The 13,321-nt window shown below is 28.4% G+C and carries 11 protein-coding genes; 8 read left to right on the plus strand and 3 right to left on the minus strand.

Annotated elements, in window-relative coordinates; genetic code table 4:
- The 7 genes from ACW95P_RS02750 to ACW95P_RS02780 form a co-directional block, all read left to right on the plus strand.
- Window positions 1-220 (plus strand): hypothetical protein (locus ACW95P_RS02750; protein WP_457961708.1); only part of this gene is annotated, 220 nt, incomplete at its 5' end.
- Between the two features lie 153 nt (window positions 221-373).
- Window positions 374-1,138: a glucosamine-6-phosphate deaminase gene (locus ACW95P_RS02755; RefSeq protein WP_457961709.1), complete on the plus strand. Its 765-nt coding sequence runs from the start codon at window positions 374-376 to the stop codon at window positions 1,136-1,138.
- Window positions 1,139-1,140: 2 nt separating this feature from the next.
- Window positions 1,141-2,877: a PTS transporter subunit EIIC gene (locus ACW95P_RS02760; RefSeq protein WP_457961710.1), complete on the plus strand. Its 1,737-nt coding sequence runs from the start codon at window positions 1,141-1,143 to the stop codon at window positions 2,875-2,877.
- Between the two features lie 24 nt (window positions 2,878-2,901).
- Complete coding sequence (locus ACW95P_RS02765) at window positions 2,902-3,732, plus strand: class II fructose-bisphosphate aldolase (RefSeq protein WP_457961711.1); 831 nt, start codon at window positions 2,902-2,904, stop codon at window positions 3,730-3,732.
- Between the two features lie 279 nt (window positions 3,733-4,011).
- A complete protein-coding gene (locus ACW95P_RS02770) occupies window positions 4,012-4,995 on the plus strand; it encodes an adenine-specific methyltransferase EcoRI family protein (RefSeq protein ID WP_457961712.1) in 984 nt (327 codons plus the stop codon).
- A gap of 23 nt (window positions 4,996-5,018) precedes the next feature.
- Window positions 5,019-5,690, plus strand: coding sequence for a uracil-DNA glycosylase (locus ACW95P_RS02775; RefSeq protein ID WP_457961713.1), 672 nt, complete (start codon window positions 5,019-5,021; stop codon window positions 5,688-5,690).
- Between the two features lie 101 nt (window positions 5,691-5,791).
- Complete coding sequence (locus tag ACW95P_RS02780) at window positions 5,792-6,775, plus strand: potassium channel family protein (RefSeq protein ID WP_457961714.1); 984 nt, start codon at window positions 5,792-5,794, stop codon at window positions 6,773-6,775.
- A 249-nt stretch (window positions 6,776-7,024) separates the two neighbouring features.
- On the opposite strand, the gene ACW95P_RS02785 is transcribed toward ACW95P_RS02780, so the two are convergent.
- A complete protein-coding gene (locus tag ACW95P_RS02785) occupies window positions 7,025-7,327 on the minus strand; it encodes a hypothetical protein (RefSeq protein WP_457961715.1) in 303 nt (100 codons plus the stop codon).
- A 442-nt stretch (window positions 7,328-7,769) separates the two neighbouring features.
- Between ACW95P_RS02785 and ACW95P_RS02790 the strand changes: the two genes are divergently transcribed.
- The gene (locus ACW95P_RS02790) at window positions 7,770-10,478 is read left to right on the plus strand and encodes a hypothetical protein (RefSeq protein WP_457961716.1); all 2,709 of its coding nucleotides are present in this window, start codon (window positions 7,770-7,772) and stop codon (window positions 10,476-10,478) included.
- A gap of 257 nt (window positions 10,479-10,735) precedes the next feature.
- Here the strand turns inward: ACW95P_RS02790 and ACW95P_RS02795 are convergent, their stop codons facing one another.
- On the minus strand, window positions 10,736-11,962 hold the full coding sequence (locus ACW95P_RS02795; protein ID WP_457961717.1) for a YbhB/YbcL family Raf kinase inhibitor-like protein: 1,227 nt from the start codon (window positions 11,960-11,962) through the stop codon (window positions 10,736-10,738).
- A 191-nt stretch (window positions 11,963-12,153) separates the two neighbouring features.
- Entirely contained in the window at window positions 12,154-13,242 is a 1,089-nt protein-coding gene (locus ACW95P_RS02800; RefSeq protein WP_457961718.1) for a M42 family metallopeptidase, read from the minus strand.
- Window positions 13,243-13,321: the final 79 nt, after the last annotated feature.

Consider the following 13,321-nt stretch of genomic DNA (forward strand, 5'->3'; position numbering starts at 1 on the left):
TAATTATGATATCGATTTATCAAAATACAATAATTTTTTAGTTATAGACAACATTATTAGGGCTGTTAATTTATTTCAAGATCAAATAATTATAAACCTTAAAATTAATCCTAATGAAAAAATTGATTTACATTTAGATATTGCAAAAAGTAAATTTGATCCAAGCTCACCGCATAATAAATTAATATCAGCTGCATTGAGATTTGAATTTAACAACTAAATAAAATTTTTTCTTGATTAATTAAGACTACATATTTGAATTATGAAATTGTAATTTTAATAATTACAATTTTTTATTACTTTATTTTTTTAGTTATATAATGTTATTATAAAAATATAACTTTTTATAACATTAAAATTATCGGGAGTTAAAATGAAATTAGTTATTTTTAAAAATATAGATGATTTACAAAAATATTGTGCCCAAAAATTTATTGATCAAGTAAAGACACAACCTAATTCAGTAATTGGGTTTGCAACTGGGGTTTCACCGATTGAAGCTTATAAATATATTATTAAAGATCACCAATTTAATCACACATCATGAAAAAATGTTACTACATTTAATTTAGATGAATTTGTAGGTATTGATCCAACTCATCCTGAAGCATTCATTCAGCAAATGCGAACCAATTTATTTAATCATATTGATGTTAAACCTCAAAACATTCACATCCCTAACTCTCAAGCTGCTATCCCAGAAATGGAAGCCAACAATTATGAAAAGCTAATTGCCCAAAATCCAATTGATTTTCAATATATTAGTTTAGGCATTAATGGCCATATGGCTTACAACGAACCTGGCACACCATTTGAGTCTTTTACACATGTAACTAACTTAACACGAGAAACAATCGAAGATATGATTGCTAAAGCTAAATTTACCTCTTACCAAGATTCGCCCAAACAAGCAATTACTATGGGAGTTCAAACCATTTTAAAACATACTAAAAGGGCAATTATGGTTGCTTATGGAAAACATAAAGCTTTAGTTACAAAACAAATGTTAGAAGATCGCCCAAATAGTCAAGTTACTGCCAGTTATTTACAACTCCATCCTAACTGCGAGTTTGTAATTGATGCTGCTGCAGCTAGTTTATTAAGTCCAGAAACTTTAGCTAAAGCAGAAAGAAGGTAATAATGATAAAAGTTTTACAAGGAGTTAAAAAGCAACATCTTCCAAATCGATTTAAGGCTTTTTTCAATCGCATTTTAAATCAATTACAACGTTTAGGAAAAGCTTTAATGTTTCCAATTGCTGTCTTACCAGTTGCCGCTTTATTATTAAGAATCGGTGCTTTAATTAGTGATCCTCAAGCTAATAATTCTGAAGGGATTAGTGAAGTACAGCAATTTATTGGCAAAATTATTTCCACACCTGGTGGCATAATTTTTGATAATTTAGCAATTGTTTTTGCAATTGGAGTTGGCTTTGGCTTAACCAAAGACTTACGCGGTGAAGCTGCACTTGTTAGTGCTGTTGTTTGATTTGGAATGACAGCCATGTTGAAAGACGGCATGCTTGCAAGCAAAATTTATCAAAGTGTTTTAGTTTCTGAAGATTTAGGAGGTAAAACTTCGCTGCTATATTTTTTAAAAAATGCTAAAGTTGTTTATCAACTAGACACTGGTGTAGTGGGTGGGATTATTTGCGGAGGTTTAACGGCTTGAATTTATAATCGTTACAAAAGCATTGAATTACCTCAAGCTTTATCATTTTTTGGTGGACGGCGTTTTATACCTATGCTTGGCGTATTTACAATTTTACCTTTGAGTTTAATTTTTGCAATTATTTATCCTTGATTACAACTAGGTTTATTAAAAATGGGTCAAGGTTTATCTAATGCTAGTGGATACGGAAAAGGAGCTGCAGCGGCAGTTTATGCATTATTTAATAGATTATTGCAACCTTTTGGATTACACCATATTTTAAATACATTTATGTGATTCCAACTACCGGTGTCTGGGGCAGTTGTTTCTAATCCAACCGGACCGGCAGTTGAGGTCAATGGTGATATTACTGCTTTTAACCGAGGAATTTTAGGATCAGGAATATTTACAACCGGGTTCTTTCCATTGTTTTTAGGTGGATTGCCAGGAGCTGCACTTGCAATGATTTTAACTTCTGATAAAGATAAGCGTAAGCAAATGTTGTTCTTTTATGGTGGTACAACAATCGTTGCTTTTCTAACCGGAATTGATGAGCCATTAATTTTTGCTTTTATCTTTATTTCACCAACATTATATTTAGCTAATGCCTTTATGACTGCATTAATTTATATGTTTGTAACTTGAACTGGAATTTCATTAGGAATTGGCTTTAGTGCTGGGTTTATTGATTACATTGTTTCAGCGCCAATGTCATGAAACATGGCAAATGCAAATGGTTCAGTTATTGCTAATCCATTGTGAATTTGATTATTTGCTGCCATTATGTTCTTGTTATATTTTGGTGTTTTCAGTTTTGTAATCAAATTCAAAAATATTCCAATTCCAGGAAGAGAAAAAGCAACTGGATTTGCTACAGATCAAGTGGTTATACCTACTTTTAGTACTGAACCTATTCCAATTGGTGAAGCACCAATTGTAGCAACTGCTGCTGAAACTATGCCAAAAAATATTAATACACCTCATGAAGTTATGGCTTATCAAATTATGCAAATTATAGGAAAGCAAAATATTGAAATTGTTGAAAACTGTGCTACAAGGTTACGCTTAATTGTGACAGATAATTCTAAAGATAAAATTAGTGATTCCGAAATTATGAAAACTGGGGCAAGAGGGATTGTGCGAGCTGGAAATAAAGGATATCAAATTATTATCGGTACAGATGTTGAACATGTAGCTGATGCATTAAAAGAAATTATGGAAAAATAAGAATCGATTAATTAAAAGGAAAATATGTTAGTTAACCCATTTGAAGTATTTAGCAAAGCTAATCATTCTAATCGAGCAATTTTAGCTTTTAATGTTGTAAATCTCGAAACGTTACAAGGCGTGGTTGCTGCTTGTGAAACAAGTGATCAACCAGTCATTATTCAAGTAACTCAAGGAGCTTTAAATTATGCTGGTTATGATTATTTAGTTCCAATGCTAAAACATGTTTTGACAGTTTCGTCACATCCTTTTATTTTGCATTTGGATCACTGCCAGGATTTAGCACTTTTGCAAAAAGCAATTGCTGATGGCTTTAATTCAGTAATGTTTGATGGTTCATTATTGCCGCTAAAAGAAAATATCACTCAATCTCAACAAGCCGCTTTAATTGCTAAAAAAAACAATGTATTTTTAGAATTAGAAATTGGTACTATTGGTGGTAAGGAAGATAACATTGTAGCTGATAAAATTGTGCTTCATGATGTTGACACCATTGTTGAATTTGCTCAAGCTACAAAACCTGATTCACTAGCAATTGCTTTTGGAACTTCTCATGGAATTTATAAGTTTGAAGCAGAATTAGACTTTAACTTAGTAAAAGCTGTAAAAGCCGCTTTGAAATTACCACTTGTCATGCATGGAACAAGCGGCTTAAGTGATCAATTAATTTTAGAAGCTGTAGCAAGCGGGATTAATAAGGTGAATGTAGCAACGGATTTATTAAAAGTTTTTAGTGCAGAAGTAGAAAAATACTTTCAAGCTCACCCTCAGGCATGAGATTTGCGTAAAATTAATCAAGCGGGGATTGAAGCAGTTAAATCCAAGGTTAGCAGTTATTTGAATTTGTTAAAATAAAATGATATTTTTAATTATTTCGCTTATTATTGCTTTGTTGTTATTTGCTATCACACTAATAATTAAAATTACATTATTTTACAAATTTAAAAATAAATTATTTGTTAAATTATTAATTTTTATTTTAGTTGTTATTGCTCTTGCTTTTATAATTTCTGGCTTTAGTTATTATTTTGCATCATAAATAAATTTTTGCTAATATATCTTCAACCTCAAAATTATTTGAGGTTTTTTTATATTTTTGTGAAAAGTTTATAATTAATGCAAAGAAAAGGGAATATGCAAAAAAATATAAGTTTATCACAAGCAAAAAAACAAAAAAATGATGAGTTTTACACTACTTTTAATGATGTTAAAGCTGAACTAAGTAACTATAAACATCAATTGCAAGGTAAAGATATTTTTTGTCCTTGTGATTATGATTGAAATGCTTTAACGCCAATTCAACAAACAACTATTAGACTTGGAAAGCTAGTAAAAGGAATTAATGATGCTTTTGCTTTTTCGCAATTTCTAGAGTCTGTCAAAGATAAATGAGACATAAAATCTATTACCTATGCTCATTATAATCCCGAAACTAATAAAGGTATCCCTTTTCAAAAAAGCATTCCGGATTTTGCAAAGAAATACCCTAATGGTATTGTAATTACTAACCCACCATTTAGTTTATTTCGCGAATTTATTGATATTTTAATGCAATATAATTTAAGTTTCTTAGTTGTAGGTAACAAAAATGCCATCACTTATAAAGAAATTTTTAGTTATATTCAAAATGATCGAATGTGATTAGGTTACAAAAAAATATACAAATTTTTAGAACCCAATTTAAATTTTAAAAAATTCGGCAATATCAATTGATTTACTAATTTAATTACAGCACAAAGAATTCAACAAATTCCTTTAGTATATTCATATAAAGATAATCCGGTTATGTATCCTAAATACGATAATTATAATGGCATTAATGTAGATCGCATTAGTTTTATTCCCTATGATTATGCCGGCCACATTGGTGTTCCAATTACTTTTTTGGAAAAATATAATCCTGAGCAATTTCAAATTATTGGTCAAGGTCAAGGTAAACTATATCAAGATTTAGCATCAAGAGGATTAAGTAAAAAATTTGTAGAAGATTATTATCGAAGCGGTCAAAAAGGTAACATCATTGAAGGCCACCTTGTTTTAAGTTATTATGACCAACAACAAAGACCGATTATCCCTTATATGCGCATCATTATTAAAAATAAAAATCCTAAAAATTAATTGATAAATTTAGAAAGTAAATTATGAATAATAAAAATGAAAGACTTCCAGAATTTGGAACTTTAAATTGAAAAGATTTTATTTTACAAGAAAAACAAAAGCCTTATTTTCAAGAATTATGAAATTTTTTAGAACAACAAAATCAAGAAAAGAAAGTGATTTTTCCAACAAAAGCTAATTGATTTCGTGCTTTTCAACTTTGCCCATTTGCAAAAACGCAAGTTGTAATTCTTGGTCAAGACCCTTATCATACTCCTGGTATGGCTGATGGGCTAGCTTTTTCAACTCACTCAATAAAATTACCACCATCTTTAAAAAACATTTTTCAAGAACTCAAAAACAATTATCCTGAAACAGAAATTCACGGCGGTCAATTAGATCATTGGGCGAAACAAGGTGTATTGTTGCTTAATCGTGTTTTAACTGTGGAGCAAAATCTTCCGACCTCACATTATCACCGAGGATGAGAAATTTTTACTAAAAATGCTCTTCAATATTTAGTGACTCATAAAAAAGATTTGGTATTTGTGCTTTTAGGTTCCAAAGCCCAAGAAATTATTACTGAAATTAACTTGACACAACAACATATTATCCAACTATCGCACCCAAGCCCCTTTAGTGCTCGCATTTCTTTTTTAGGTAGTGGTTTATTTTTGAAAATTAACAAATTAGTGAAACATCAAATTAAATTTTAGTTTTTTAAAAATTAGTTTAGTTGTTAAATTAAATTTAATGTTTTAAATTTTTAACATAAATTAACATTTTTAAAGATTTATAGCTTTGATATAATAAATTCATGACAAAAAATTTTTTATATAATTCTGCAATTTTGCAGTTTTTACATCAAGTTGCTTGATCAACATTTGATCCCAATGAAAATAAGGATAATTTACGCAAATGAGTTAAACCATTTAAATATTTATATGCAGCCATAATTGCTTTTGCTTGTTTGGTATCGTTTGGTACGTTGTTTAAATTTGATCCAACAATTCAAAAAAATTGAAATATTTTTATTGCAACTTCGCAAGCGATTGCATTAATTATTTTCATTGTTGATTATGTGATTCATTTTGTTACTTATATTTTTGTAAAAAATAAAAATGAACCTTTATGAAAAACCTATTTACGCTATCCGTTTAGTTATGGCGGTATAGTTATTTTATTTTGTATTTTGGCATCACTAAATTCTCTAACTGTTATTGCAGCTGATTTAGATACTAAGAGCTGACATGTGCAATTTTTTAAAAATTTTAATATGATTAAAATTTTACGTTTGCTATTAGTTTTAAAAATTTTTACTCCTTTTAAAATTATTTTTAATGTTTTTCAAAAGCAGGGCAAAATTTTATCCTACGTTTTTGTTTTAGTAGTGGTGTTAATTTTGCTATTTGCTCTTGTTATTTGAAATAACGAAAATACATGACTGAGTGAACAACAAGAAACATGAATCAAATCTAATCCTGGTGTGCAAGATTATTTAAATAATGCTGATTATCAAAATTTATCAAATGGAGTTGTAACAAGTTTTTGAAATAGTTTGTATGCTACAACAATTACGCTAACAACAATTGGATATGGTGATTTTACGCCACACTCTGATACTGCAAAATTTATAGTGATGATTATTTCGGTTGTTGCCGTTGCTCTAATTGCCATCCCTTCCGGGGTGATTGCTGGAGCATTTTTACAAGAAATTCAAAATAAAATTGTTTCATCTAAAACTAATCAATCTAAAAAACAAGATTCAAAACAACAGAATAATTCTGGTGTATCAGAGTAAAATTTTTTAATTCCTTAGGATTTAGTTTAAAAAATCAGCTACATTTTTAGTTAAAGTTACAATTAATTATCAAATTAAAATTTTTCATATTTTTTAATTCACTGCAAAATTTAGTTTAAAATTAGAAAATTTATAACTATGAAAAAAAAGATATTTTTTCACTTATATTTAGTTAGAAATGAGTAATTTTGTTAAAATTTTCTAAAAAAAGTTAAAATTTATACAAAACTATATAAAAAGTTTTAATACTTAGAAAGTGAGAATATTTATGGAACAAAACAACAATGTTAATAATGAAATTGAAATTGTTGAATAGGTAGAAATTGTTTCAAATAAAAGCAAAACTACATTAGTTTTACTTTCATTATTTTTAGGATTCATCGGTTTAGATCGTTTATATGCAGGAAGAATTGGTTTATTTATTTTTAAAATATTTTTAGGTTGAACTGGATGATATTTGGTTGATTTATTTTTGGCAATTACTGGTTCAATGCGTGATGAAAACGGTTTAAGAATTTCTAATTGATAAAAAAATGAAAAATAGCAAATCACAAACTTGCTATTTTCCGAATTGAAATATAAAATGCAACGATTAATGATAGTCGTTGCATTTTATATAATCTTAGTGGAAAAAGATATGAAAAAGCTAATCCACTATTGACAAAAATAAAAATGAACTTGATATAAATTATCAACAATTATATTATGGGAAAAAACCAAAAAATGATTATTTGTGACATTGTGTTTATAAGTTAGTTAAGTAAATACCCAAAATTTTAATAAGAAACAAATCCACAATTTAAAAAAATAAAAAGAAATTTTAATAGTAAAAAATATTATTAACTTAATTTTACACAACAAAAAAGCAAAATTTTTAAAACAAAAACAAAAAAATACTCGCTTAAGATGCAAACTAGTATAATTTCTTTTGTGTGAAAGTGTTGAATTTTATATTTCAATATAAAAAGCAAAAAATAAAAAATTAAGGTGAATAATGAAAAAAAATAAGAAAGTAAAATTATTAATACCAATGATGTTAATAACAAGCATCACTATAGTTAGTTCTTGTATTTCTAATTCTGATGTTACTTTGCCAAAAAAAACAGAACCTATTTTAGATGACAAAAAACCAAAAGATGAATTAGATAATTCTAAAAATAATGGTTTTAAACAAGAGGAAAAAAATTCTAAAGAGTTGTCAAAAGAAAAACCTAAGGAACCTAATCTTAATAATTCAGAGAATAAAAACCCAACCGAAAACCAACTCTTCCCAAATAAGCCGAAAAAAGTAACGGAAGCGGTTCAAAATCCAGAAAACAAAAACTCTGAAATAAATAATTCTGAGAATTCTCGAGATTCAGCAGTAAATAGTCCTAAAATTAAACCCTCTGAAGAAATAAAAAAATCAGAAAACTCAAGCAAAGTTAACGATAACGATGAAGAAAATGAATTAAAAAATACAGAAATTATCGAAAATACCGCACCTAAACAAGAAGAAAAAAAATTACCATCATATATCCCGGATCAAGAAAAAAATTCTAAAGATTTGTCAAAAGAAAAACCTAAGGAACCTAATCTTAATAATCCGGAGAATAAAAAACCAACCGAAACCCAACAACCTTTAACAAATAAGCCAAAAAAAGCAGTTGAAGCGGTTCAAAATCCAGAAAACAAAAACTCTGAAATAAATAATTCTGAGAATTCTCGAGATTCAGTAGTAAATAGTCCTAAAATTAAACCCTCTGAAGAAATAAAAAAATCAGAAAACTCAAGCAAAGTTAACGATAACGATGAAGAAAATGAATTAAAAAATACAGAAATTATCGAAAAAGTCTCGCCTAAACAAGAAGAAAAACCATCAGAAACAATACCAGTTTTAGCAAATCAACAAACAGCAGTTTACCAAACTTACAAAAATTATTTAGATCCAAATTTAGGTTTTGAAAATTATAAATTTAAGGTCAAACAAAAATCAGAAAATACATTTGAAAAGTTTTATAGAATAAATACGCTTTTAAATCGTAAAAATTGAAATTTTAATGAAAAAAGTCAAGTTTTTACTTGAAATTTTAGCTTAAATGAAATTGATGATGTTTTAAAAACTGATCCTTCCCATTCCAACCCTTATTTATGATTATTTTTAGATTTTAAAAGACATGCATGAGAAATTTCAGAATCTTCACCAACATTAATTGATAAAGGTACTTACTCATATTGATCAAACCACTTTAACAAAAATATTCATGAAAATATCAATAAAAAACAAAATGCCGGAATTAAATTTTCATTAAATGAAATTAAAAATAAAAAAGTTTTAGAAATTAATGATATTGACGATGTTGCAATTAAAATAGAATATAGCCTTGATAATGAATTAATTTTTTCATTAAAGAAAAAATCTTCTAGCACCAAATTATTAACTGATAATATTTATGATGCTAAGGCAAACAATAAAATATTTTTTTCATACTTTACATCATTTATAAATTTTAGTTTTACAAGTGAAAATAATCAAAACCAAACCTTAGGTAAATTTGAATTACCTGAAGCATATAAGCATTTTGATTTTGCTGATTTCTTTGATAAAAATGAATTTTTAATTTCCCAATCAAATTTTCCAACAAAAGCTTATTTATTTGATCCAAAAAAACCATTTGAAGTCAATGTTAATTCAAATGATTTAAGTACAAAAGAAGATGTAGATTGAAAAAATGTTGGTAATAAAAAATTCAAAAACACTTACACACCAACACTTAGTCAAGTTTATGGTCATAATGACACACCACTAACTGAAGAAATGCGTATTAGAACATTTTTTTTAGGCGGTACTTGAACAATGTTTGCTAAAGTTAAGCCTTCGGATCCTGAAGACGAAAGATATTATGTAATTACAAACAAGCATGTTTTGGCTGCGATGGGCCCAGCAACAACTTTTAAAAAAATTGGTAATTCATTTTTTAAAAACCATAAAAATGTTGATTTTTGATACGACATTGATACACTTACGAAAAAAGATGATAATTTTAGTATCAAGCATTTTTGAACAATTAGCAAAACAACAAAAAAAGACAAATTAGGTAATATAGATCCTGACGATATAGATGTACAAGTTGTGATTATTGATTTAAAAGAAATTAAACAATTAATTAAACAAAGAATTCTTTACTATAAACTTTCTGTCGAAAACTGAACATCTGTTTTAGAAGATTTTGAAAAATGACCAACGTTGCCACCTTTAGATTTTAGTGACGCCTACACAAATTTATACTCAGATTATGGTAGTTTTTTTGTAAGTTTTTTTATGAATGGTTATGGTGGTTTGGGATACAATAATCAAATTATTCACAAGGCTAAATATACTAAAGAAAATAATAAAGGTCCAGAATTTACATTTGAATATAACAGCGATGAATATTCTCAACTTATGCAAGGTAATAGTGGTTCATTAATTGTGGATGAAAATGGTAAAATAGCCGCAATTTATTGAGGAGGTACCAGAATTAGACCTGGTGTTTCTTTCCAAAAAAAACGAGCTTATCTTTTGAATTCACCAAAAACGGATGTTATTGGGGCAAATTATGGCAAATATGATCCTGCAAAAAATATCAATCCCAATACACTTTGTCACAAAATTATCCAATATTCTCAAAAATTACCAGATAAATTTGAAGTAATTAGTATGTGTCTCCCAGCAGGTAATTAGTTTTTGAAATATTAAAAATAAATAAAAAATAGCATCACAATCTTAGAAAGCAGATTTGATGCTATTTTTCATTATTAAGTTTTAAATAAAGATTAAAACTTTTTTGGCTTTGAAAATGCAAATGTTAAATAACAAAACATAAAAATACCCACTTAAAATTTATATAAGCATAATTTCTTTTATGTAAAAGTGTGTGTTGGATATTATATTGCAATAAAAAAATAGCAAACCATAAACTTGCTATTTTTTATGCTTTTTTAAGCTGCTTTAACCTTTAATAATCCTTGAGCTAAAACATGTCCTCGCATTGCTGTTAGAGCTTCAACGCTAGTTTTAAAATTTGGTAATGTTGTTGGATCTAAATCAGTTGCAAAAACAAAAACTGTATAAAACCCTTTGGTATCTGTTACACCTGGATAATCCACTAATCCCATTCCAGTAGAGATATCAACGGTTTGGTTTAATAAAGTTTCGGGTAATGTTTGATTTATAACATTTTTGCTATATGAATTTTGGGTAGTTTTGAAATTACCATTTTCTTCTAATACAACTGTATCACCATCAGCTGGTTGAGCAATACCATAAACATTTCAATTATTTAAAGCTAAACCTCATTTTTCCATGTTATTTGAATTGTTTAAAAATACAAAATATGACTTAGCTCCATCAACTTTATTTCATGAAATTTTTGGTGTACCTTTGGCTTCATATTTATTAGTTGTTGAGTTTAAAGTAGCGAAATATTTTTTCGGTAAAGTGTTGCTATCATTAATTTTAATATTTTTAATTACGCCATGTACTTCTGATTTGAAATATTTATTAGTTATTTTAGCTACTTGAATTTGATCATCTTTAACTTGAGGTCCGACAAAGTTATAAACATCCATTTTTAAAACTTTACCAGCAATTGCTTTTTCAAAATCTGGAAAAAACAATGGTTTAGAAACATCCAAACCTTCAAAAGCGTTGTCAGTATTTAAAGCAACTACAGTTAACTCATATAAATGATCTTGATCTGGAGGATAAGGCCCAAAATATGTGTTAGCAACTTCTTTTTGAAAACTAGCGGGGATGATTGAGCTGCCAAATTTTTTAGAAGTTGAATTCTCAAATTGTAATAATTGTTCTTTTAATTCGACTGCGGCATTTTCAGGCAGTGCGTTAGTTTTAATATTTCCAACAATTCAGTGAAAAAAAATCCCGCCAACTACATCAGTAGCATCTTTATCAATTAAAGCAATTGCATAAGATTTAGCCCCGGGTACAGCATCTCATGAAAATTGCGGTGAACGATTTGAACCTTTTGAAAATTCAGGTTTTAAAACTCCATTTGCATCGACGCTAGTTGAAGTGATATTCATATTAGCTCCTTTATTTACTGGTTGTTTAGGTTCTTCATTGGCAGCGGGGCCACAAGCAATAATTGTTAATGGCAAAATTGGTGTTGCTGCTAAGAAAAATTTAGTTATTTTTGATTTTTTCATATTTATCCTTTAAAAAATATTTAGTATTAGTTTCTAATTTAAGCATTAGAACTTTTGAAATACTAATTCTTAAATTATACTTCTAAATGAAAAAACTTAAATTAACTTATTTTTTTTAAATAATTTTTAACTTTTTTATAAAACAAAAAAAAAAAAAAAAGTTAAGACGATAACTTAACTTTTAATAATGCTTATTGTGGCTTGATTTGTTTTAATGCTGATTCATCAAATGTTTTAATAAATTCAACCATTAAATCAATTACAGCTTGCATGTCACTTAATGAAGCAACTCCAATTGGTGAGTGTAAATAACGAGTTGGAATTGAAACACTTACAGTAGGAACTCCTCCTTGTCCATATTGTAATTCTTCAGCATCAGTTCCTCCACCTTGAGAAACAAATTTATAGACAGGAATATTGTGTTTTTTACCTAAATCAACTAAAAATTGCAATAACTTTGGATTTGCTAAAGTTCCCCCATCAGCCACACATAAAGCAACCCCGCCACCTAAATGGCTTGTTCCTGGTAAAGCTCCATGAGTATCATGTGCAGCTCCGGTGTCAATTGCGAAAGCAACATCAGGTTTAATAATTGATGTTGAAGTTTTTGCTCCCCTTAATCCTACTTCTTCTTGTACTGTTCCTACAATGTAAGGTTGATTTGGTGTTTCAACATTTTTTAACGCATTAACGATTTCATCAATAACTGTTACTCCAGCACGGTTATCCATTGATTTAGCTCCAACAAAATCTCCATTGTGGAAACGAATTGTTTCACCGTTTAGATAAATTTTATCACCAATTTCTACACCTAATTCTTCAGCCTCTTTTTTGTCTTTAAAACCAAAATCAGCAAATAAATCTTTTTGCTCAACAGCTTTTGTAATTTTATCACGTTCTAAAATGTGAATTGAAGTGTGTCCAAATACTCCGTAAAATAGCTTCCCTGCTGTAGTAATTAATTTTGCTCGAGTTCCAACTACAACATTTGGTCAAACTCCACCGATTGCTTTAATTAGTAATTGCCCATTGTCTAAAATTCTTAAAACAATGTAACCAACTTCATCCATGTGTGCCGCTAGTAAAATTTTTGGTCCAGTTGTTTGCCCTTTTTTAGTCATAATTAGTGACCCAAAATTATCACGTGCATAATCAACTCCGGCATTTTTAGTGTTGGCTTTTAGTTGTTCAACCACCTCATCTTCGTGACGCGACATTCCTTCGATTTCGCAGTAAGTTTTTAATTTATTAAACAAATGATCTAAATTTTTATTATTCATTTTTTCTCCTTAAATAATTTCACATGAAATTTTAGCATTTATTAACTAATTTAATGCATATTTAATTAATAAATTTTTG

It is taken from the genome of Mycoplasma pogonae (genome assembly GCF_054170725.1).